Below are 20,494 nucleotides of genomic sequence, written 5' to 3' on the forward strand. Positions count from 1 at the left end.
GATCTGGGCTTCCCAGATGCGCTCGTCGCAGGCGAGGCCGGGCAGCAGGACTAGATTTGGCATGCATGGATTCTGCGCGATCGCGGCCACCGGCGTAACGTCATAGGCTTCATGGCCAGCAGCCACGGCAGCCTCCGGTCGACATACTTTGCGGCACATGTCGAAGGACTCCGAAAAATGAATCTGGTCGAACGCGTGCAGTCCATCCTGCTCAAGCCCAAGGCGACCTGGCCGGTGATCGATGCCGAGCCGGCCGACCCCGCGTCGCTCTACAGGAACTACGTGATGATCCTCGCGCTGATACCGGCGGTGGCGAGCTTCATCGGCCTTTCGCTCATCGGCGTCGGCGCCTTCGGCATCAGCTTCCGCGTGCCGATCATCTCGGGGCTCGCGCACATGGTCGTGGGCTATGTGCTGTCGCTGGTGATGGTGTTCGTGCTCGCGCTCATCATCGACGCGATGGCGCCGACCTTCGAGGGCACGCGGAGCCAGATCGGCGCGCTCAAGCTGTCGGCCTATGCCAGCACCGCGGCCTTCGTGGGCGGGGTCTTCAGCCTGCTGCCTTCGCTGTCGATCATCGGCGCGCTCGCGGCGCTCTACGGCATCTACCTGCTCTACACCGGCCTGCCGGTGCTCATGCGCTGCCCGCCGGACAAGGCGGTGCCGTACACGGCCGTGGTGGTGGTTTGCGCCATCGTCGGCGGCTGCATCATCGGCTGGGTGCTGGCGCTGCTCACGCCGTCGCCCATGCGACTGGGCGCGGCCGCGCCCGCCGCTGCGGTGGCGGCCTTGCAACAGCTGGTTGCGGCAAACGCCTGAGCCGTCACGCCCAGCGTGGAAAATGGGCGCAATGCCCACGCCCAAACCCGACTCCACCACCGACCTGATCCTCATCCGCCACGGCGAGACCGCCTGGAACCGCGAACTGCGCTTCCAGGGCCATGCCGACGTTCCGCTCAACGACATCGGCCATGAGCAGGCCCGCCGCCTCGGCCTGCGGCTGGCCAGCGAAACCGCGGTGCAGCACATCCTGAGCAGCGACCTGATGCGCGCGCAGCAGACCGCGGCACCGGGCGCGCAGCAGCTGTCGCTGCCGGTGGTCACTTCGGCGGCCTTGCGCGAGCAGTTCTTCGGCGTGGCCGAGGGCATGCGTTCCGACGAGATCCAGAGCCAGCATCCGCGTGCCTGGGAGGAGTGGCTGGAGTTCCGCGAGGACCACGCCATGCCCGAGGGCGAGACGCCGCGCGAGTTCCACACGCGCATCATCGCGGCGCTGGGCAACATCGCCGCCGAGCACAAGGGCCAGTACCTGATCGTCGTCACCCACGGCGGCGTGCTCGACATGGTGTGGCGCACCGCGCGCGGCCTGAGCCTGAGCGGACCGCGCCGCAGCGAGATCCCCAACGCGGGCTTCAACCGCATCCGCATTGCCGACCCCGCAAGGCCCGAAGAGATCGAGATCGTCGACTGGGCCGACACGCGGCATCTGGCCGACCTGCCGCCGCAGCCGACCTACGACCAGACGCGGCACCTGAAGAACAAGGACTGAGCGTCCCCCCGCCCGCTCAGCCCCGCAAGAGCTGGCCCAGCCCCAGCCGCTCGTAGACAGCGGCCGTCTGCCGGCGCAGGCGCAGCGACTCGGGCTGGCCGTTGAGCTGCTGCTGCAGGATGCCCTGCGCCCCCGTCAGCGAAGCCTCCGTGCCGGTGCGCACCAGCGCGGCAAGGTAGAGCTGCTCGAACAGGTCGCGCTGCGCGTGGCTGCCGCCGATCTCGATCATGCGCGGCAACGCCGTGCCCAGCCCTTCGATGGCGCCCGCGAGATCGCCGCGCGCATGCGCCACCAGCCCGTGCGCGGCCGGCACGCACACGCGCTGCCAGGCGGCGCGCGTCGAGAGCGGCGCGCTGGGCGCGAAGGCCTCGATGTTGCGCAGCAGCGCATCGGCCTCGGGCCTGCCGTCACGCGCCAGGCCGTAGAGGTACTGCAGGTCGAGAAAAGGCAGCACATGGTCGGCCTGCCGCTGCAGCAGGTAGCCCGCCACGTCGTTCCATCGCGTGCCGACATCGATGCCCGCAAGCTCCAGCCGGGCCAGCAGCGAGACCGCACCGATCTGGTCCTGCGAGTAGTCCTTGACCACGCCCCAGGCGTGTTCGTCGTACACCGCGAGCGCCTCGGCGTCATGGCCCAGGTCGATCAGGAACAGCGCCACGTGCCACCAGTTGTGCGTGACCATGAACGAGTTGAGCCCGGTCCATGTGTCGCTCACGCTCTTCATGAAGGTCAGCCCCTCGGCGAGCCGGCCTTCGGTGAGCATCACGTGCGCCAGCGCGTGGTGCGCCCACGGCTCCTTGCGGCACATGCCGATGGCCTGGCGCGCACTGGCTTCGGCCTCGCGCATCAAATGGCACTGCTCGTAGCCGAAGGCGGCCATGCCGTGCACATAGGGCACGTCCGCCGCATGCGGCAGCACGGCCAGCGCCAGCCGCAGCATGCCGGGACAGTCGCCGGTGTTGAAGCAGTGGTACTGGCCGAGCTTGACCGACACCAGGTCGCGCGGATGCTCGCGCGCCTGCTCTGCATGAAGCGCGATGGCGCGGGCGATGTCGCCCTGCGCCCATGCCTCGATGGCCGCGATGTAGCGCCGCTCGCGCGGCGTGGCGCGCGCGGCGCTGGCCAGCGCCTTGTCGAGGAAGGGCCGCGCGTTGGCCACAGCCTCGCGCGATTCCGCGAACAGGTGCAGCGTGGCGCAGTAGGCCTGCACGATGGGGCTCGGGTCGGCGTCGGCTGCCGCCAGCAGGTTGACGGCGCGGGCCTCGGTCGAAATGAAGCCCATGACGAAGTCATCGACCAGCGGCAGGCTGGCCGCGTCGTCGAGGGTGAGCGGGTTGCCGAGGCTGTCGGCGAGGGATTTTCCGGAGGGCATGGCGGCATGGTGCCATGCCCCCGGGGATGCTTCAACGACTCAGACGCCGGCCTGCTGGTGCCGGTACTCCTGCGTCCGCCCGCCATAGCCGTAGGCCGCGGCGCGCGCGTCGATCACGTGGATGTACGACACCTCGTGCAGGTCGGGCCGGAGCTTCGCCATGGCCGCATGCACCTCGCGCAGGTAGCGCGCCTTCTCGGCCTTGGTGTTGGTCTCGTCGGTGACGCTGATGTCCAGGTGAAAGGCCGACTTGCCCAGCGAAGCCAGCGACTGGCCGCCGATGAACCAGGCCTCGGCGGCGATGTACTGCACCGTGATGGCGATGACCGGCAACTGCTTGCCGAGCACGCTCTGCGTCAGTTCGGCGACCGTGTCGACGGTCTTGCGGGTGAGGGCGGCGTCGGGTTCGCCGGAGAGGTGGACGACGATGTGGGGCATGGCTGGCTCCTTGGTGAATGGTGGCTCGATGGGTTGATTGTGGGTGCCCTCTAATCATCGGAAAAGCGGGAAGATATGATGTCTTCAATCGGATAAACGGATGGATTGACCATGCAAGGCTTCGACCTCGAGCAGCTCCGCACCTTCGCCGCAGTGATCGACGCGGGCAGTCTCACCGCGGCCGCGCCGCGCGTGTTTCTTTCCCAGTCGTCGGTCAGCGAGCAGGTGCGAAAGCTGGAAGAACGGGCGGGGCAATCGCTGCTCACGCGCAGCAAGGCCGGCGTGTCGCCCACGGAGGCAGGCACCCGGCTGCTGGCCCACGCGCGGCGCATCCTGGCGCTGAGCGACGAGGCGTTCCGCGACCTGCATGGCGAAGTGCTGCAGGGCGAACTTCGACTGGCCGTCACCGACTACTTCCGCCCCGCGGACCTCACGCGGCTGCTGGGGCGGCTCGGCGAAAGCTACCCGCGCGTGCGGCTGCACGTGAGCATCCTGAAGAGTGACGACCTGCGTGCGGCCTATGCACGAGGAGATTTCGACGTGGGCCTCGGGATGAACATCGCCGGCGTGTCCGCTGCGCAGACGCGCGCGCCGGTGCTGCGGCGCGAGTCGCTGGCGTGGCTCGGCGCATCGGGCATGCGGCTCGTGCGCGGCGAGCCGGTGCGGCTGCTGGTGCTGCCCGACACCTGCTCGCTGCACCAGTTCACCGTCGCGCTGCTGCGTCGGCGGCGCGTGGCTTACTCGCTCGCGCACGTGGCTTCGGGCGTGGCCGGGCTGCAGTCGGCGCTGGCCGCGGGGCTGGGCGTGGCCTGCCTCAACGAATCCGCGATCATCGAGGGCGTGGCGCGTCTGCCGACGCCGCACGGGCTGCCGGCACTGCCGAAGGTGGCGTTCCAGTTCCTGCCGGCGCGGCGGGGAGAGACCGCGTTCGTCAGCAAGGCCCGCGAGCTGCTGGCTTCCCACCTCGTGTGAGACGCTATTGTTCACGCCAAGGAGCAGCCGCAGCCATGACCACTACCGACCTTTCCAGTGTCTACCGCAGCTACATCGCCTGCCTCAATGCAAAGGACTGGCCGAGCCTGGGCCGCTTCGTTCACGACGAGGTGAAGCACAACGGCCGGCTGCTCGGACTGTCGGGCTACCGCGAAATGCTGGAGCAGGACTACGCAGCGATTCCGGATCTCTTCTTTCGCATCGAGCTGCTCGTTGCCGAGCCGCCCCGCGTGGCCAGCCGGCTGCAGTTCGACTGCGCGCCGAAGGGCAGTTTTCTCGGCTTGCCGGTGAACGGAAGAACCGTCTCGTTTGCCGAGAACGTGTTCTACGAATTCAAGGACGCGAAGATCGTGGAGGTGCGGTCGATCCTCGACAAGGGCGCCATCGAGAGGCAGCTCCAGAAGGGCGGCAGCGCGGCGGTCTGAGGCCGACCCCACACCGGGCTTGCACCGGGCTTGCACCGGGCTCAGCGGCAATCTTCTGCCACGGCGCGAAACACGTCGATCGTTTCCGCCTCGTCCTGCTGCGAGCCGTAGTCGCTGAGTTTCACCACGACGGTGTAGCGTGCGGGGTTGACGTAGACGTATTGGCCGTAGACGCCGATCGCGCTGTAGTCGCCATTCTTTTCGTGGCCGGGCGGGTGCCACCACAGCGCCGCGTACATCCAGCCGGGCTCCGCCTCGGCCACGGGTGTGGTGATGCGGGCCATCCATGCGGGAGAGACCAACGTGCGCCCGCCGACCTTGCCGCCCGCGAGCGCCAGCAGGCCGAGCTTGGCGAAATCGCGCGGCGTGGCGTTCAGGTTGCCGAAGCCGCGCTCGATGCCGCCTGCGTGATCGAGGTTCCAGCTCGCCTCGTCCTGCGCGCCGAGGGGGCCCCACAGCCGGCGCTCTAGCACCTTCGCCAGCGGCTCGCCTTCGATCCGCGCCACCATCATCGACAGGTACTGCGCGTCGATGCTGCGGTACGCCGATCGGCTTCCCGGCGCGAAGGCGAGCGTGCGGTGCTTCATCAAATAGGCGCGAAGGTCGGTGGTGATCTGCATGCCGGCGACACCGGTGAATGGCTTGTATTCGGCGTAGTCCTCGGTCACGTCGATGCCGCTCTTCATGTCGAGCAGGTCGCGCACGGTGATCTCATCGAACTTGCCGCCGGCGGCGAACTCGGGCAGCACCGCCACCAGCTTCGTGTCTTCGGACAGCTTGCCCTCGGCGATCAACTGCCCGACGAGAAGGCTCAAGACGGACTTGGCGATGGACCATGAAGACTCGCGCGCCGTCTTCTTGCCGGGCTCGCTGTACCACTCGTTCACCAGGGTTCCGCGGCACATGACCAGGAATGCATTGGTCCGGGTCTCCCGCAGCACGCTCAAGATGTCGGCCTTGTTGCCTTTCCAGGGGACTGTCGCGGCAAGGGGCCGCAGCTGCTCGGGAATCGGCCTTGGCTTTGTCGACGCGGCGATCATGCGGGTGTCGTACAGCGCCTCTATTTCCGATCTTGGCGTGAACAGAAACCGGACGAGGAACACCGGATTCTTCATGTCGATCACGGCCGTGAATACGAAGCCGGCGGCGATCACGAGCAGGACGGCTGCTGCGGCGACGAGCCCGGGCTTGCGGCGCCGAGGCCTGGATGCCGCAGTCGACATGCCCATGCGCGTGTCCCCTAAGCCGAGTTCACTCGCGCCTGGATCATCTTCCAGCCGTTGCCCGCGGGGTCGCGAAAGCCCGCGTCCACGCTGCCGTAGCGTTCCATGGGCTCCTGCGTGAACTCCACACCCAGCTTGCGCATCCGCTCGCAGGCCGCGCGGCAGTCGGCCACGTTCAGCACCAGCGGCGGCATCGCGCCCTTGGCCACCATGGCGCGCAACGTCTGGGCGGTCGCCTCGTCGTGTACCGGCGGCCCGGGAGTGAACAGGCCCAGCTCGAACGACGGCTGCTCCGGATGCTTCACCGTGAGCCAGCGATAGGCGCCGTTGCGCACGTCCGCGTGGACGCGGAATCCGAGCTTCTCCACATAGAACGCCAGCGCTTCGTCCTGATCGTCCACATACAAACCCACCACACCGATACCTTGGCTCATCGCGTCTCCTTGGTTGAAAGCCGTTTTGTACCGGCTGCCGTGCGGCGGCGCTTCTCCGAAACTGCTTCGGTCAGATCGGGCCGCTGCGCGGCCTTGAGCACACAGGCCGGCATATGCTCGAGCTGCCGCGCCGCGGCCTGCAGGCGTGGGCGAAGCGTGCCGGGGCTTTCGCCCGCGACGTCGCGGAAGGTGCGCCCGAAGGTGCCCAGGCTTTCCCAGCCGGTGGCGAAGGCGATCTCGGTGATCGACAGATCGGTGTCGCGCAGCATCGCCGTCGCCCGCTCGATGCGGCGCGTCAGCAGGTAGCGGTGCGGCGGCATGCCGAAGGCCAGCTTGAACGAACGCGCGAAATGGGCTTCGGAAACACCGCTCACCGCGGCCAGCCGCAGCACCGGCCAGGGTTCGTGCGAAGCGGCATCCATGCGGTCCTTCGCGCGCAGCAGGCGGCGCAGCAGCTGTGGGTCCTGCATGGGGGCGCCCTCAGGCGGTGCGGGGGCCGGGGCGCTGGAGTCTTTGCGGGAGGGCATGGCAAGAGCGCCAAGGATGGGTGGCATACGGCGAGCTTATCCGGCTTCGCCTCTCGCCGATCCGTACTGCCCCGCCGCCGGAGTTCAGCGCGCCGGCTGCGGGCGATACACGGTCTCGCCGTAGCCTCGCGGCAGCGCCCCCGGCCTGTCCGGCAGGACGGCCAGCGACGCAGCCACCGCGAGCGCCTGGTCGCGGCGGCGCGCATCCTCGGGCTCGTGCGACCTTTCCGCCTTCTCGACGCTCGACAGCAACAGGCGCACGTCCGAGACACGCTTGCGCTCGAGCGGGGTCGTGGTGTCGGACGCCAGCTTGCCCATGAGGTAGCGCTGGACGCGGATCGACTCGCTCGCGGACTGCTCGACCGTCGCGCCGATGCGCTTGCCATCCTCGTAGGTGATGTCTGCTGACGCCTTGGCCTGGTCGTCGATCCGCACGTATTCGTAGAACTGCGATTCCTTCGAAGCCGTGAGCAGGAGCGACACCTCCGGCGTCAACGGCCGGTGGAAGCTTGCGCTCAGTTGCGCCTGCTGGTCCTGGTGGATGTTGCGATTGCGCGGGTCCTTGCCCGTCACGCTGGTGCTTTGCGAGAGCTTGTACGAGAAGGTGTCGACTTCTTCCGGCCGCATCGGATTCGATGAAACCGGGGGCTGCACCATCGACGCATTGAAGTCGGCCAAGCCGCTGAGCAGGCTGTGGTCGCCCGCGTTCAGCGCGATCACGCCCGGCGCCTCGCGGCCCGCGACGGGTGCCGTCACGCCGTAGTCGCTGTTCATCTGCGAGAACGCGTCCTTGAACATCGACACGAGCGCCTTGTCGCCCCGGCCCCGGCTGCCGGCGGCATCGACCTGTTGCAGGTAGCGCGCCATGGCCTGCGCCTGCTGGGTGGCGTCTCCGAGGATGGCCGGATTCGAGAGGTCGACGTCGATCTTCACCGCGCCCGACGGACCGGAGGCGTTCACCGACCGCGACTTCGCGTCGGCATGGAACTCGAGGGTGTTGATGGCGCCCTTGCCATCGGCCTTGATGCCGGCCTTGAAGTCGATCGACGACAGAACCGCCGGGTCGAACTTCATGAGGCCGCCGAGCGCCATGCGCGGCGGAAAGGCGCTCAGGCCGTCGATGGCTTCCTGGAAGGCATCCGAGAGCTGCACCAGCGCCTTGCGCTCGGCCTCGGTGAGTTCGCCGCCGGAGACCTTGATCTGCACCGCCATGCCGTCGTCCTGGCTGCCCAGGCCCAGCTCGACGGTGGCACCGCTGGCCGTGCGGATCGACAGCTTGATCTGGTTGTCGGCGTCGGTATGCAGCGCCGAGGCGCTCGTGCCTTGCGCCGCCAGCGTCACCGACTGGGAGAAGTCGCCGGCGTCCGCGCCGAAGCGCTTGAGCATCGCGGCGCCCAATCCGTTGAACCGCGTGCCGCTCGGGCCATAAACGAGGTTGCCCGCCATCAGCGAGGAGATCGCGTCGTCGGGCTGCCGCTCCCAGGCGGGTGCGGCGACCGTTCGGCCCGATATTGCATAGGTCCGCGCATCGGCCGGCGTGGCCGACTGCCCGAGGCTCACCGAAACGGCGGGCGTGGCGGTTGCAGCGGTGTCGACGGGGACCGGCTGGCTGTTGGTGCGCCATGCGGTGTTGGCGCCTGACGTGACCAGGGGGCTGACAGCGGTCGGGGTGACGATCAATCCAGGCTCCTGTCGAAAAAGAAGACGCCCGGTATCCGGGCACTCTTCCTTATCGGCAGGTTCGCCAGTTTCTGAAGGCTTCAGCTGCCTGCCCGCGGCACCTCGGGCCAGGGCCGCTGCAATTCACGGATCTGCTCGAAGGCGCGCGAAACGCGAAGCACGCCGAGATCGTCGAAGCGCTGCCCCGCGATCTGCAGGCCGATCGGCAAGCCCGAGGCCGAGTAGCCGCAGTTCACCGACGAAGCCGGCTGCTCCGACATGTTGAACGGCACCGTGAAGCCGATGTGCTCCAGGGCACGCAGCGGATCGTTGGTGGGCGAGGGCGCTTCCGCGGCCGCCGGCATGTTCGGCGACACCGGGGAGATCACGTAGTCGAAGCGCGCGCATGCGCTGACGGCGGCCACGCGCGTTGCGTGGAACTGGCTGAAGCTGCGGAACACATGCTCACCGCTGAACTCCGCCGCGCTCTCGGCCCATTCGCGGATGTAGGGCAGCACCTTCGCGCGCTGGTCGGCGCGCAGCCCTTTCATGTCCACCAGCGAGCGCATGCGCCACAGGTGGTCCATGCCATCGAGCATCGCCTGCGACATGAAAGGCTGCATCGGTTCGATGATGGCGCCTGCCTTTTCCAGCAGGCGTGCGGCCTGCTCGACCGCTGCCTGGATCTCGGGCTCCACCGCCAGTCCGCAGCCCGCGTCGAGCAGCAGCCCGATGCGCAGTCCGCGCAGATGGTCGGGCGACACGTCGAAGGCGGCCCAGTCGATGTCCTGCGCCGGCAGGCTCATGCTGTCGCGCGCGTCGGGCCTGGCCAGCGCCTGCATCATCAGCGCGGCGTCGCCCACGGTGCGCGTCATCGGGCCCGCCGCGCGGCCCATGTAGGGTGGGTCGATCGGAATGCGGCCCAGGCTGGGCTTGAGCGTGAAGATGCCGCACCAGCTCGCGGGCAGGCGCAGCGAGCCGCCGATGTCGGTGCCCAGGTGCAGAGGGCCGTAGCCGGCAGCCGCCGCGGCACCCGCGCCCGCGCTGGAGCCGCCCGGCGTGAGCCGCAGGTCCCACGGATTGCGCGCCAGCGTGTGGAAGCTCGAGAGGCCCGAAGACAGCATGCCGTAGTCCGGCATGGTGGTCTTGCTCACGATCACCGCGCCCGCTTCCTTCAGGCGCGCGGCCGGAGGCGCGTCTGCTGTGGCGGGCCTGAGGTCGACGGCCGCGGTGCCGGCCGGCATCGGGTCGCCGCGCGTGGCGATGTTCTCCTTGATGGTCGCCGGCACGCCGTCGAGCGGGCCGCGTGCGTCGCCGCGCTGCCAGCGCGTCTCCGATGCGCGCGCCTGCTCGAGCGCGGCCTCGGGCCTGAAGAGCCAGGTGGCCTGCAGGTGCGGCTCCCAGCGCTCGATGTGCGCAATGACGGCCTGCGTGACCTCCACCGGCGAGAGCTTGCGGTCGCGGTAGGCCGCGGCAAGCTCCTGCGCGGTCAGGTCGCTCAGCCCCACGACAGCGCCGACAGGTCGTTCACGAAGATCGGGTTTTCCTTCCAGATGCCCTTGACGTTCTTCTTCGCCACGGTCGGGAACTGCGGCTGGTAGAGGAAGCCGTTGGCCGCGTCGGTGGCCAGCATCTTCTGCGCGTCGCCGAGCAGCTTGTTGCGCTCCGCGGTGTTGGCGGTGGTCTTGATCTTGTCGAACAGCGTGTCGAAGGCCTTCGACTGGTAGCCCCAGTAGTAGTCCGACTTGGCGTAGTTGCCGAGGTCGAAGGGCTCCACGTGCGACACGATCGACAGGTCGTAGTCCTTGTTGCCGTAGGTGCCGCTGAGCCACTGCGCCCACTCGACGTTCTGCACCTTCACCACGATGCCGATCTTGGCCAGCTGGGCCACGATCACCTCGCCGCCCTGGCGCGCGTAGGGCGGGGGTGGCAGCGTCATCTTGAGTTCGAGCGGCGTCTTCACGCCGGCTTCGGCCAGCAGCTTCTTGGCCTTCTCGATGTCGAAGGGGTTGATGGCGGTGGTGTCGACATAGCCCGCCGCGCCCGGCACGTAGTGGCTGCCGATGGGCACGCCGAAGCCGTCCGCGGCGCCTTCGATCACGGCCTTGCGGTCGATGGCCGCGAGGATGGCGCGGCGCACGCGCACGTCGTCCAGCGGCTTCTTGCGGTTGTTGATCGACAGGATGGTCTTGGCGCGCGAGCCGGCCAGGATCACCTGGAACTGCGGGTTCATCTTGAATTGCGGCACCACGCGCGTGCCGATGCGCGGGAACACGTCGATGTCGCCCGACAGCACCGCCGCGGCCTGCGCCGCGGTGTCGGAGATGAAGCGGAAGGTGACCTTGTTGATCTTGGCGGTGGCGGGGCTGCGGAAGCCCTCCCACTTGCTCAGCGTGATCGACGAGCCCTTGGCCCAGTTGTCGAGCTTGTAGGGGCCGGTGCCGACCGGCTTGGTGGCATTGCCCTCGGCGCTCTTGGGCTCCACGATCACGGCCGTGGCCTGGCCCAGCACGAAGGGCAGGTCGGGGTCGATTTCCTTGTTGATGACCACCACGGTGTAGTCGTCGACCACCTGGGTGCTCAGGTTGGCGAAGGTGCGCTTGTCCTTGTTGGTGCTTTTCTCGCTGCCGGCGCGGTCGAACGAGAACTTGACGGCGGCCGCGTTGAAGGGCTCGCCGTTCTGGTACTTGACGCCGCGCTTGAGCTTGAAGGTGTAGGTCTTCAGGTCGGGCGAGACTTCCCAGCTGTCGGCCAGCAGCGGCGTGACGCTGCCGTCGGCGTTGATCTTGGTGAGCGTTTCCAGGATGTTGTACTGCACAACTTCCGCGATGGCGGCGGCGGCGCCGCTGGTGGGGTCCAGGCCCGGCGGCTCGAGCGCCATGCCGATCACGATGGCGTCCTTCCTGCCCTGCGCCATGCCGGCGAGCGGGGTGGCCAGCGCAACGGTGGCGCCGGCGGTGGTGAGGAGGGTGCGGCGGTTCAACATACGTGTGATCTCCGGAAAAACAGGCCAGGTTCGAATGACTGCTTCGGCGTGCGCCGTGCCCCGAAGGGAGGCGCGACGCCGCAAAGACACGACACGCAGCACGAAAGATGCCACGTGCGCAACCGATCATTCTCTCGCAGCGGGAGCGCCGCCGAGCGGCCCGCGGGGCGGTTTTTCCTCGGGACGTTCCCGTAGGCCGCGGACCGCCTGGCTCAGGCCCAGGACATTGCCGCGATGTCGTTCACGAAGATCGGCGCGTCCTTCCACAGCCCGCGCAGGTTGCGCCCGGCGATGGTGATGAACTGAGGCTGGAACAGGAACACGTTGGCCGCGTCTTCCGCCAGCAGCCGCTGCGCGTCGCCGAGGTAGCGCAGGCGGTCGGCGGGGCGCGCCGCATTGCGGGCCTTGTCGAACACCTCGTTGAACTTTGCCGACTGGTAGCCCCAGTAGTACTCCGGCTTGGTGTAGTTCACCAGGTCGAAGGGCTCGACGTGCAGGATCAGGGAGAGGTCGTAGTTCTTGTTGCCGTAGGTGCCGCTGATCCACTGCGCCCACTCGACGTTCTGGATCTTCGCGACGATGCCGATCTTGGCCAGCTGCGCGGCGATCAGCTCGCCGCCCTGGCGCGCATAGGGCGGGGGCGGCAGCACCAGTTCGAGCTCCAGCGGCGTCTTCACGCCGGCCTCGGCCAGCAGCTTTTTTGCCTTCTCGATGTCGTACGGGTTCACGCCGGTGGTGTCCACATAGCCGGGCAGGCCCGGCACGTAGTGGCTGCCGATGGGAATGCCGCGGCCGTCCGCCGCCGCGTCGATCACGGCTTTGCGGTCGATGGCCGCCGAGATGGCGCGGCGCACGCGCACGTCGTCCAGCGGCTTGCGCTTGTTGTTGATGGCCAGGATGGTCTTGCCGAGCGAAGCGTTGAACACGATCTGGAAGCGCTTGTCGTTCTGGAACTGCGACAGGCTGCGCGACACCGAGGCGTGCGGGAACAGGTCGACGTCGTTCGACAGCAGCGCGGCTGTCTGCGCCGCCGGCTCGGAGATGAACCGGAAGGTCGCCTTGCGGATCTGCACCGTCTCGGCGCCGCGCCAGCCGTCCCACTTGGCCAGCACGATGCTCGAGCCCTTGGCCCAGTTGTCGAGCCTGTAGGGGCCGGTGCCGACGGGTTTGGTGGCGTTGGTCTCCACGCTCTTGGGTTCGACCAGGATGGCGGAAGCCTGGCCCAGCAGGAACAGCAGGTCGGGCTCGATCTCCTTGCTGATCAGCACCACCGTGTGCTCGTCGACCACCTGCGTCGCGATGTTGGTGAAGGTGCGCTTGTCCTTGTTGGTGCTGTTGGCCGCGGCCGCGCGGTCGAACGAGAACTTCACGCTCTGCGCGTTGAAGGGCTCGCCGTTCTGGTACTTCACGCCGCGCTTGAGCTTGAAGGTGTAGGTCTTCAGGTCGGGCGAGACTTCCCAGCTGTCGGCCAGCAGCGGCGTGACGCTGCCGTCGGAGTTGATCTTGGTGAGCGTTTCGAACACCGTGTAGAGCACCACTTCCGCGATTTCGGCGCCGGCCTTGGCCGTGGGGTCCAGCCCCGTGGGCTCGAGCGTGAGACCGATCACCAGCGCGTCTTTTTTTCTTTGCGCCAGCGCGATGGTCGGCAGGGCCAGCGGTGTCAGGGCTGCGGCGCCGGTGGCGAGCAGGGTGCGTCGTTTGAGCATGAAGCGGTGTCCTCGGAACAGGGGGCAAGCATCATCCGCGAGGTGGCGGCCTTCGCGCAACCAGATGCTTATGACCCACTCATCCTAAGAACGGCCGGCGACACGCCGGTGTCAGCTCCCTCAGGCCGGCAGCAGCGTGCCGCCGGTGGGCGTGCGCGGCACGGCTTCGAGCAGCGTGCGCGTGTAGGGGTGCTGCGCATGCCGGAACAGCTCGGCGGGCGGGCCTTGCTCCACGATCTTGCCTTTCCACACCACGCACACGTCATCGCACAGGTGGTTGACCACCGCGAGGTCGTGGCTGATGAGCAGGTAGCTGATGCCGAACTGCTGCTGCAGGTCCTGCATGAGGTTGAGCACTTGGGCCTGCACCGACACGTCGAGCGCGCTCACCGGCTCGTCGGCCACGATGAGCTTGGGGCGTGTGATGAGCGCGCGTGCAATGGCGATGCGCTGGCGCTGTCCGCCCGAGAACTCGTGCGGGTACTTGTCCATGTCGGTGGTGCGCAGGCCGACGGCGGCAAGCGCTTCCGATGCGCGCTCGCGCTGCTCGGCGCGGCTGGTCTCGGCCAGCGCCTCCAGCGGCTCGGCCACGATGCGCGCCACGGTCTGGCGCGGGTCGAGCGAGCCGTAGGGGTCCTGGAACACCATCTGGAAATCGCGCCGCGCCGTGCGCAGCTCGGCCCTGGGCAGCGTGTGCAGGTCGCGGCCTTCGAGGCGCACGCTGCCGGAGGTCGGCGTATCAAGCGCCATCACCAGGCGCGCGATGGTCGACTTGCCCGAGCCCGATTCACCGACGATGCCCACGCTCTTGCCGGCGTGCACGTCGAAGCTCACGCCGTTGAGCGCCTTCACTGTCGGCGGCGGGCCGAAGAGTTTTTCACGCGGCAGCGCGTAGTGGCGCACGAGGTCGGTGACCTGCAGCAGCGGTGGAACGGCGGTCTTCTGGCTCATGGTGCGGCGGCGACTTCGGTCGCGATCTCTTCGAGCCGGATGCAACGCACCGCATGGTCGTGCGGCAGCATCGTCGCGGGCGGCCGCGTGGTGTGGCAGGCGTCGACCGTGTAGCTGCAGCGGCCGGCGAACGGGCAGCCCTTCGGCAGGTCGACCAGCTCGGGCACGCTGCCCTTGATGGTGGCAAGGCGCAGCCCGCGCGGCGCGCCGATGGCGGGGCGCGCGGCGAACAGGCCCTGCGTGTAGGGGTGGGCGCGGCGGGCGAATACGGCCTCGGTCGGCCCGCTCTCGACCACGCTGCCGCCGTACATCACGAGCATCTTCGACACCGTCTGCGCGATCACGCCGAGGTCGTGCGAGATCAGTATCAGCGCCATGCCGCGCTCGGCCACGAGGCTCTGGATCAGCTCCAGGATCTGCTTCTGGATGGTCACGTCGAGCGCCGTGGTGGGCTCGTCGGCAATCAGCAGGTCGGGCCCGCAGGCCAATGCCATCGCGATGCCGATGCGCTGGCGTTGGCCGCCCGAGAACTGGTGCGGGTACGCATCGAGGCGCGAAGCCGCATCGGGAATGCCCACGCGTTCGAGCAGCGCGAGCACTTCCTTGCGCGCATCGGCCTTCGAGAGGCCGCGGTGCAGCCGCAGCGGCTCGCCGACCTGGCGTGCGATGGTGTGCACCGGGTTCAGTGCCGTCATCGGCTCCTGGAAGATCATGCCGATGCGGTTGCCGCGGATCTGGCACATGTCTTTCTCGGCGCGGCCCACCAGTTCGGTGCCGTCGAAGCGGATGCTGCCCGTGACCCTGGCGGTCGACGGCAGCAGGCCCATGAGCGACATCACCGTGATCGACTTGCCGCAGCCCGACTCGCCGACGATGCCCAGCGTCTCGCCGCGCTCCAGCGTGAAGTCGATGCCGCGCACGGCCTCGGCGGGGCCGCGCTGCGTCTGCAGTTCGATGTGCAGGTCCTTGACTTGAAGCAGTGGCATCTTGCTTACCTCGCCCGTGCCAGCCGTGGATCGAGCAGGTCGCGCAGGCCGTCGCCCAGCAGGTTCAGGCCGAGCACCGCGAATGCGATGGCCATGCCGGGGAACACCGCGAGCAGGGGCGACTGGAACATCATCGTCTGGGCCTCGCTGAGCATGCGGCCCCATGACGGCTGCGGCGGCTGCGTGCCGAGGCCGAGGTACGAGAGCGCGGCTTCCGCCAGGATGGCGATGGCGAAGCGGATGGTGATCTGCACGATCAGCACGGCCGAGATGTTCGGCAGCACGTGCTGCATGGTGATGGCAAAGGAGCCCTTGCCGCAGGCGCGCGCCGCGGCCACGTATTCGCGCGACCAGATGGCGTTGGCCGATGCGCGCGTGATGCGCGCGAAGGTCGGGATGTTGTAGATGCCGATGGCCACGATGGCATTCACGATGCCCGCGCCGAACACGGCGGTCAGCATGATGGCCGACAGGATCGCCGGGAAGGCGAGCGAGAAGTCGGTGAGCCGCATGATGGCTTCCTCGACCCATCCCCGCCTGGCGGCCGCGAGCAGGCCCAGCGCGGTACCCACCACCAGGCCGATGCCCACCGCGATCATGCCCACCAGGATGGATGCGCGCGCGCCCACCAGCAGCAGCGAGGCCACGTCGCGCCCGTAGGTGTCGGTGCCCAGCCAGTGCGAGGCCATCGGCGGCTTGAGCTTGTTGGCCATGTCCATGTCGTAGGGCGACCAGGGCGTCCACACCAGCGAGACGGCGGCGGCCAGCAGCAACAGCAGCGTCAGGACGCCGCCGAACACGAAGCTGCGGTGATGCAGCGCGCGGCGCCAGAAGCCCGGCACCTTGAGCGCGGCGGCACTGGGGGCGGTGATGCTGCTGCTCATATGTCGCTGGCCTTGATGCGCGGGTCGATGACGGCGTAGAGCACGTCGACCACGAAATTCACGATGACCACCATGGCCGCGAGCAGCATCACGCAGTTGCGCACCACGATCAGGTCGCGGTTGCTGATGGCCTGGAAGATCAGCCGGCCCAAGCCGGGAAGGTAGAACACGTTCTCCACCACGATGGTGCCGGCCAGCAGTTCGGAGAACTGCATGCCCATCACCGTGATGACCGGGATCATGGCGTTGCGCAGCACATGCGTCCAGAGCACCATGCGCTGCGAAACGCCCTTGGCCCGCGCGGTGCGCACGAAGTCTTCGCGCATCACTTCCAGCACCGCCGAGCGTGTGATGCGCGCGAGGATCGCGGCCTGCACCACCGCAAGCGACAGGGCAGGCAGCAGCAGCGACTTGATGCCCGAGAAGAAGCCGTCGCCCCAGCCCTCGAAGCCGCCTGCCGAGAACCACTGCAGCTTCACCGAGAACACGAGGATCAGAAGAATCGCGAACCAGAAATTGGGAATCGCAATGCCGACCTGGGCCATGCCCATCAGGCCGACGTCGCCGAGCTTGTTGTGGCGCGCCGCGGCCGTCACGCCCACCAGCAGCGCGATGACCGTGGTGAAGAACATCGCCAGCAGCGCCAGCGGCATGGTGAGCGCCAGCCGCTCGAGGATCAGGTCGAGCACCGGCGAGCTGTAGGCGTAGCTGTCGCCGAGGTTGCCGGTGAGCAGGCCGCCGATCCAGTGCCAGTAGCGCGTCCATGCGGGCTGGTCGAGGCCGAGCTTGGTGGCCAGCGCCGCCACCGCTTCGGGCGAGGCGTCGGGGCCCATGAGCATCTGCGCGGCATTGCCGGGCAGTATCTCGAGGACGAGGAAAACGATGACCGAGGCACCGATCAGCGTGCCGATCAGCGTGGCAAGGCGCTTGAATAGAAACAGACTCATGGGGCGGGGCGCAGCATAACTGACTCCTGCAACAAATGTGCCGTGAATGTGGCCTTTGTCATTCAGGGGCGGCCGGCCCGCGCGGCCCCGCGATAATCGGGGGATGGCCCTCATGATCACCGACGAATGCATCAACTGCGATGTCTGCGAGCCCGAGTGCCCGAACGACGCGATCTACATGGGCGAGGCGTTCTACGAAATCGACCCGCACAAGTGCACCGAGTGCGTCGGCCACTTCGACGAGCCGCAATGCGTGCAGATCTGCCCGGTGGCGTGCATTCCCGTCAATCCAGAGCATGTGGAAAGCCGCGAGACGCTGCTTCAGAAGTACGAGCGTCTCACGGCGATCAAGGTGACGACGGCCGCGTCAGGCGGCGTCTGAGCCGGCGGATTTCCGCTTCCTTTTCTTCTTTGGCGCGTCGCCAGCCGTATTCAGGTCGCTCGCCGCGCCCTTGAAGCTCGCGCTGGCCTTGCGCGGTTCGGCCGCCAGGGTGCGGGCACGGTCCCGCTCCTTTTGCTCTGCCAGGGCGAGCCGCCGTTCCGCGAGAGCCGCGCTGCGGGCCTCGCGCGCGGCCCGCTGGTCGCGGTCGTAGGCTGCCTTTTCGAGCGACAGCCTGCTGCGCTCCATCTGGTCGGCCTGCGTTCTGGCGCTGCGAGTGCCCGTGTCGGCGTCGCGGCGGTCCTGCGCATTGCGGCTGTCGTTCACCCGCACCGCCTTGCCGCCTTCGCAGGGCTGGTCCGAGTAAGCGTTGCCGCAGCGCCATGCGGTGGTTCCACCTTGCGCCGAAGCGCCGGTGGAATGGATGCAGGCTGCTATGGAAAACATAGCGATGCCGATCCTTGCGGCGCCTGCTGTCGTTTCTCTTCTGCTTTTCTCTCTCATTTTTTATTTCTCTCCCTCCTGCGCTCCGATGGCCGGCTAGGTGGCGGCAGGCGTGCCCCCGTCGCCGGGCTCCCTCCGCGGCGGTTTGGGCCGCGGTGGCTTGCTCGTGTGAATCAGCAGCGTCGCCTTTTCCATCTCGCCCGCCACCAGCGCGGGCGTGGCGTGCAGCGTGCGGACGATGGCGTCTTCGATCGCCTCGCGTTGTTCCTTCAGTGGCTTCTTGAGCACCCAGTTGACCACCTCCGACTTCACGCCGGGGTGGCCGATGCCCAGGCGCAGCCGCCAGTAATCGCCGGTGCCGAGCTGCGCGTGAATGTCGCGCAGGCCGTTGTGGCCGGCATGGCTGCCGCCGAACTTGAGCTTGGCCTGGCCGGGCACCACGTCGAGCTCGTCGTGCACCACCAGGATTTCCTCGGGCGCGATCTTGAAGAAGCGCGCCAGCGCCGCCACCGACTTGCCCGACAGGTTCATGAAGGTCTGCGGCTCCAGCAGCCAGATGCTCTGGCCGCCGATGTTGGCGCGCGCCGCGAGGCCGTGGTAGCCGCGTTCGGGCACGAGGTTGAGTTTCCAGTCGCGCGCCAGGGCGTCGATCCACCAGAAGCCCGCGTTGTGCCGCGTGGCTTCGTACTCAGGGCCCGGATTTCCGAGGCCGACGAACAACTTGATCATGGTCTTGATTATCCCGCCGCCAAAAAGCAGAAGGCCCGCACGAGGCGGGCCTTCTGCAGCAACGGATGCGAAAGAAGATTACTTCTTGGCAGTCTTAGCGGCGGGGGTCTTGGCGGCCGGAGCCTTGCCACCCTTGCCGGCCGGTGCGGCGGCGGCTGCTGCATCGGCAGCGCCTTCGGCGGGAGCGTCGACTTCTTCAGCCGCCGGCGACACGGCCGAAGCCAGCACCGGGTTGACCTTGCCGTGGCTGACCCACTTCACGCCCTTGGGCAGCTTGATGTCTTTCAGCGTGACGGTGCCGTTCTTCTTCAGGCCCGACAGGTCGACTTCGATGAACTCGGGCAGATCGCTCGGCAGGCAGTTCAGTTCGAGTTCGGTCGTCACGTGGTTGACCAGGTTCAGGTCGATCTTGACGGCTTCGGATTCTTCTTCACCCTTGAAGTGCACGGGCACCTTCATGGTCATGCGGGTCTTGGCGTCGACGCGCTGGAAGTCGATGTGCTGCACCAGCTGGCGGAAGGGGTGGTACTGCACGTCGCGCAGCAGGACCTTGCTGGTCGTGCCGCCGAGTTCCATCTCGAGCACGCTCGAGTGGAAAGCTTCCTTCTTCAGGGCGTGCCACAGCGCGTTGTGATCGATCTCGATCAGTTGCGGCTGGGTGTCGCCACCGTAGACGATGCCGGGGGTCTTGCCCGTGATGCGGAGACGGCGGCTCGCACCCGTGCCCTGCTTTGCGCGCTCAAAAGCGACGAATTTCATAACTAGCTCCTGTGAGAGTCCACCGCGACCAGTGCGACTCCGGTTCAAAAAGGCCTCCTGCGAAGGAGGCCAGCTTCATGCCCCGGTCAGAACAGGTTGTCCTGATCCGAGAACAAACTCATCACCGACTCGCCCTTGGCAATGCGCTGGATCGTTTCGGCGATCAGCGGTGCCACGGAGAGCTGGCGGATCTTTCCGCAGGCATTGGCGCCGTCGGAAAGCGGGATGGTGTTGGTCACGACCACTTCGTCGAGGGCCGAGCCCTGCGTGATGCGCTCGATGGCCGGGCCCGAGAAGATCGGGTGCGTGCAGTAGGCGTAGACGCTCTTGGCGCCGCGCTCTTTCAGCACTTCGGCTGCTTTGACCAGCGTGCCGGCGGTGTCGATCATGTCGTCCATGATCACGCAGTTGCGGCCGTCGATCTCGCCGATCACGTTCATGACTTCGCTGACGTTGGCCTTCGGGCGGCGCTTGTCGATGATGGCGAGGTCGCAGTTCAGTTGCTTGGCCAGCGCGCGGGCACGGACCACGCCGCCGACGTCGGGCGAAACCACGATCAGGTCTTCGTAGTTCTTGGCGCGCAGATCGCCCAGCAGCACCGGCGAGGCGTAGATGTTGTCGACCGGAATGTCGAAGAAGCCCTGGATCTGGTCGGCGTGCAGATCCATCGTGAGCACGCGCTCGACACCGACGGTTTCCAGCAGGTTGGCCACAACCTTGGCCGAGATGGGCACACGGCTCGAGCGCGGACGGCGGTCCTGGCGGGCGTAGCCGAAGTAGGGAATGACGGCGCTGATCCGCTCGGCCGAAGCGCGCTTGAGCGCGTCGACCATGATCAGCAGTTCCATCAGGTTTTCGTTGGTAGGAGCGCAGGTCGACTGGACCACGAACACGTCGCGGGCGCGGACGTTCTGGTTGATCTCGACGGTGACTTCACCGTCCGAGAAGCGGCCCACGCGGGCGGCGCCCAGCGAAGTACCGAGGTTGTGCGCGATTTCCGCAGCAAGGCCAGGATTGGCGTTACCGGTGAAAACCATGAAATCAGGGTGATTAGCCTGCATGAGCGCGTCCCGGCAGTGCAAATTGGCTTAGGAAGCCGCCAA

General features: G+C 67.5%; 22 protein-coding genes. 5 read left to right on the forward strand and 17 right to left on the reverse strand.

Annotated features, from left to right (window positions below):
* Positions 1-177 precede the first annotated feature (177 nt).
* Both AC1RVW_RS21205 and AC1RVW_RS21210 read left to right on the forward strand, forming a co-directional pair.
* A complete protein-coding gene (locus AC1RVW_RS21205) occupies positions 178-819 on the forward strand; it encodes a Yip1 family protein (protein ID WP_493202303.1) in 642 nt (213 codons plus the stop codon).
* A gap of 31 nt (positions 820-850) precedes the next feature.
* On the forward strand, positions 851-1,549 hold the full coding sequence (locus tag AC1RVW_RS21210) for a histidine phosphatase family protein (protein ID WP_081269997.1): 699 nt from the start codon (positions 851-853) through the stop codon (positions 1,547-1,549).
* A gap of 16 nt (positions 1,550-1,565) precedes the next feature.
* On the opposite strand, the gene AC1RVW_RS21215 is transcribed toward AC1RVW_RS21210, so the two are convergent.
* Positions 1,566-2,921, reverse strand: coding sequence for a tetratricopeptide repeat protein (locus AC1RVW_RS21215; protein WP_493202305.1), 1,356 nt, complete (start codon positions 2,919-2,921; stop codon positions 1,566-1,568).
* 39 nt (positions 2,922-2,960) lie between these two features.
* Positions 2,961-3,359, reverse strand: coding sequence for a tautomerase family protein (locus tag AC1RVW_RS21220; RefSeq protein ID WP_493202307.1), 399 nt, complete (start codon positions 3,357-3,359; stop codon positions 2,961-2,963).
* Positions 3,360-3,470: 111 nt separating this feature from the next.
* On the opposite strand from AC1RVW_RS21220, the gene AC1RVW_RS21225 reads away from it, so the two are divergent.
* Positions 3,471-4,331, forward strand: a complete 861-nt coding sequence (locus AC1RVW_RS21225) for a LysR family transcriptional regulator (RefSeq protein WP_493202309.1) — start codon at positions 3,471-3,473, stop codon at positions 4,329-4,331.
* 35 nt (positions 4,332-4,366) lie between these two features.
* The gene (locus AC1RVW_RS21230; protein ID WP_081269899.1) at positions 4,367-4,777 is read left to right on the forward strand and encodes an ester cyclase; all 411 of its coding nucleotides are present in this window, start codon (positions 4,367-4,369) and stop codon (positions 4,775-4,777) included.
* A 41-nt stretch (positions 4,778-4,818) separates the two neighbouring features.
* Here AC1RVW_RS21230 and AC1RVW_RS21235 read toward each other — a convergent pair whose 3' ends face one another.
* The 11 genes from AC1RVW_RS21235 to AC1RVW_RS21285 form a co-directional block, all read right to left on the reverse strand.
* Complete coding sequence (locus AC1RVW_RS21235; RefSeq protein WP_493202311.1) at positions 4,819-6,006, reverse strand: serine hydrolase domain-containing protein; 1,188 nt, start codon at positions 6,004-6,006, stop codon at positions 4,819-4,821.
* A gap of 11 nt (positions 6,007-6,017) precedes the next feature.
* Positions 6,018-6,434: a VOC family protein gene (locus AC1RVW_RS21240; RefSeq protein WP_106936908.1), complete on the reverse strand. Its 417-nt coding sequence runs from the start codon at positions 6,432-6,434 to the stop codon at positions 6,018-6,020.
* Complete coding sequence (locus tag AC1RVW_RS21245; protein ID WP_493202314.1) at positions 6,431-6,961, reverse strand: helix-turn-helix domain-containing protein; 531 nt, start codon at positions 6,959-6,961, stop codon at positions 6,431-6,433. The genes AC1RVW_RS21240 and AC1RVW_RS21245 overlap by 4 nt, the downstream gene beginning before the upstream one ends.
* Before the next feature lie 84 nt (positions 6,962-7,045).
* Entirely contained in the window at positions 7,046-8,641 is a 1,596-nt protein-coding gene (locus tag AC1RVW_RS21250) for a hypothetical protein (RefSeq protein WP_493202316.1), read from the reverse strand.
* 80 nt (positions 8,642-8,721) lie between these two features.
* Positions 8,722-10,128 (reverse strand): amidase, encoded by a 1,407-nt coding sequence (locus AC1RVW_RS21255; RefSeq protein ID WP_493202318.1) that lies wholly within the window; start codon positions 10,126-10,128, stop codon positions 8,722-8,724.
* Positions 10,119-11,606 carry an ABC transporter substrate-binding protein gene (locus AC1RVW_RS21260; RefSeq protein WP_081269893.1) on the reverse strand — a complete coding sequence of 496 codons (1,488 nt, stop codon included), beginning with the start codon at positions 11,604-11,606 and terminating at the stop codon, positions 10,119-10,121. The genes AC1RVW_RS21255 and AC1RVW_RS21260 overlap by 10 nt, the downstream gene beginning before the upstream one ends.
* 212 nt (positions 11,607-11,818) lie before the next feature.
* The gene (locus AC1RVW_RS21265; RefSeq protein WP_493202320.1) at positions 11,819-13,312 is read right to left on the reverse strand and encodes an ABC transporter substrate-binding protein; all 1,494 of its coding nucleotides are present in this window, start codon (positions 13,310-13,312) and stop codon (positions 11,819-11,821) included.
* Positions 13,313-13,432: 120 nt separating this feature from the next.
* Entirely contained in the window at positions 13,433-14,263 is an 831-nt protein-coding gene (locus AC1RVW_RS21270; protein WP_493202322.1) for an ATP-binding cassette domain-containing protein, read from the reverse strand.
* Complete coding sequence (locus AC1RVW_RS21275) at positions 14,260-15,249, reverse strand: ABC transporter ATP-binding protein (protein ID WP_081269890.1); 990 nt, start codon at positions 15,247-15,249, stop codon at positions 14,260-14,262. Before AC1RVW_RS21275 ends, AC1RVW_RS21270 begins: the two co-directional genes overlap by 4 nt.
* Before the next feature lie 5 nt (positions 15,250-15,254).
* On the reverse strand, positions 15,255-16,133 hold the full coding sequence (locus tag AC1RVW_RS21280) for an ABC transporter permease (RefSeq protein WP_493202325.1): 879 nt from the start codon (positions 16,131-16,133) through the stop codon (positions 15,255-15,257).
* Positions 16,130-17,080, reverse strand: coding sequence for an ABC transporter permease (locus AC1RVW_RS21285; RefSeq protein WP_106936914.1), 951 nt, complete (start codon positions 17,078-17,080; stop codon positions 16,130-16,132). The genes AC1RVW_RS21280 and AC1RVW_RS21285 overlap by 4 nt, the downstream gene beginning before the upstream one ends.
* 103 nt (positions 17,081-17,183) lie before the next feature.
* Between AC1RVW_RS21285 and AC1RVW_RS21290 the strand changes: the two genes are divergently transcribed.
* On the forward strand, positions 17,184-17,462 hold the full coding sequence (locus tag AC1RVW_RS21290) for a YfhL family 4Fe-4S dicluster ferredoxin (RefSeq protein WP_081269887.1): 279 nt from the start codon (positions 17,184-17,186) through the stop codon (positions 17,460-17,462).
* On the opposite strand, the gene AC1RVW_RS21295 is transcribed toward AC1RVW_RS21290, so the two are convergent.
* The 4 genes from AC1RVW_RS21295 to AC1RVW_RS21310 form a co-directional block, all read right to left on the reverse strand.
* The gene (locus AC1RVW_RS21295; RefSeq protein WP_493202328.1) at positions 17,448-17,963 is read right to left on the reverse strand and encodes a hypothetical protein; all 516 of its coding nucleotides are present in this window, start codon (positions 17,961-17,963) and stop codon (positions 17,448-17,450) included. The two genes, AC1RVW_RS21290 and AC1RVW_RS21295, sit on opposite strands and share 15 nt — an antisense overlap.
* A 36-nt stretch (positions 17,964-17,999) precedes the next feature.
* Positions 18,000-18,632: an aminoacyl-tRNA hydrolase gene (gene pth, locus AC1RVW_RS21300; protein ID WP_106936916.1), complete on the reverse strand. Its 633-nt coding sequence runs from the start codon at positions 18,630-18,632 to the stop codon at positions 18,000-18,002.
* A 78-nt stretch (positions 18,633-18,710) separates the two neighbouring features.
* The gene (locus tag AC1RVW_RS21305) at positions 18,711-19,391 is read right to left on the reverse strand and encodes a 50S ribosomal protein L25/general stress protein Ctc (RefSeq protein ID WP_081269884.1); all 681 of its coding nucleotides are present in this window, start codon (positions 19,389-19,391) and stop codon (positions 18,711-18,713) included.
* A gap of 86 nt (positions 19,392-19,477) precedes the next feature.
* Positions 19,478-20,452, reverse strand: a complete 975-nt coding sequence (locus tag AC1RVW_RS21310; protein WP_081269883.1) for a ribose-phosphate pyrophosphokinase — start codon at positions 20,450-20,452, stop codon at positions 19,478-19,480.
* Positions 20,453-20,494: the final 42 nt, after the last annotated feature.

Source organism: Variovorax sp. MPBD4-3, from assembly GCF_058809745.1.

Coding starts and splice junctions, on each gene's coding strand:
- AC1RVW_RS21310 (WP_081269883.1), bottom strand. CDS start 20,452: ATGCAGGCTAATCACCCTGATTTCATGGTTTTCACCGGTAACGCCAAT.
- AC1RVW_RS21290 (WP_081269887.1), top strand. CDS start 17,184: ATGGCCCTCATGATCACCGACGAATGCATCAACTGCGATGTCTGCGAG.
- AC1RVW_RS21220 (WP_493202307.1), bottom strand. CDS start 3,359: ATGCCCCACATCGTCGTCCACCTCTCCGGCGAACCCGACGCCGCCCTC.
- AC1RVW_RS21305 (WP_081269884.1), bottom strand. CDS start 19,391: ATGAAATTCGTCGCTTTTGAGCGCGCAAAGCAGGGCACGGGTGCGAGC.
- AC1RVW_RS21210 (WP_081269997.1), top strand. CDS start 851: ATGCCCACGCCCAAACCCGACTCCACCACCGACCTGATCCTCATCCGC.
- AC1RVW_RS21240 (WP_106936908.1), bottom strand. CDS start 6,434: ATGAGCCAAGGTATCGGTGTGGTGGGTTTGTATGTGGACGATCAGGAC.
- AC1RVW_RS21245 (WP_493202314.1), bottom strand. CDS start 6,961: ATGCCCTCCCGCAAAGACTCCAGCGCCCCGGCCCCCGCACCGCCTGAG.
- AC1RVW_RS21260 (WP_081269893.1), bottom strand. CDS start 11,606: ATGTTGAACCGCCGCACCCTCCTCACCACCGCCGGCGCCACCGTTGCG.
- AC1RVW_RS21225 (WP_493202309.1), top strand. CDS start 3,471: ATGCAAGGCTTCGACCTCGAGCAGCTCCGCACCTTCGCCGCAGTGATC.
- pth (WP_106936916.1), bottom strand. CDS start 18,632: ATGATCAAGTTGTTCGTCGGCCTCGGAAATCCGGGCCCTGAGTACGAA.
- AC1RVW_RS21215 (WP_493202305.1), bottom strand. CDS start 2,921: ATGCCCTCCGGAAAATCCCTCGCCGACAGCCTCGGCAACCCGCTCACC.
- AC1RVW_RS21270 (WP_493202322.1), bottom strand. CDS start 14,263: ATGAGCCAGAAGACCGCCGTTCCACCGCTGCTGCAGGTCACCGACCTC.
- AC1RVW_RS21235 (WP_493202311.1), bottom strand. CDS start 6,006: ATGGGCATGTCGACTGCGGCATCCAGGCCTCGGCGCCGCAAGCCCGGG.
- AC1RVW_RS21275 (WP_081269890.1), bottom strand. CDS start 15,249: ATGCCACTGCTTCAAGTCAAGGACCTGCACATCGAACTGCAGACGCAG.
- AC1RVW_RS21295 (WP_493202328.1), bottom strand. CDS start 17,963: ATGAGAGAGAAAAGCAGAAGAGAAACGACAGCAGGCGCCGCAAGGATC.
- AC1RVW_RS21230 (WP_081269899.1), top strand. CDS start 4,367: ATGACCACTACCGACCTTTCCAGTGTCTACCGCAGCTACATCGCCTGC.
- AC1RVW_RS21280 (WP_493202325.1), bottom strand. CDS start 16,133: ATGAGCAGCAGCATCACCGCCCCCAGTGCCGCCGCGCTCAAGGTGCCG.
- AC1RVW_RS21205 (WP_493202303.1), top strand. CDS start 178: ATGAATCTGGTCGAACGCGTGCAGTCCATCCTGCTCAAGCCCAAGGCG.
- AC1RVW_RS21265 (WP_493202320.1), bottom strand. CDS start 13,312: ATGCTCAAACGACGCACCCTGCTCGCCACCGGCGCCGCAGCCCTGACA.
- AC1RVW_RS21285 (WP_106936914.1), bottom strand. CDS start 17,080: ATGAGTCTGTTTCTATTCAAGCGCCTTGCCACGCTGATCGGCACGCTG.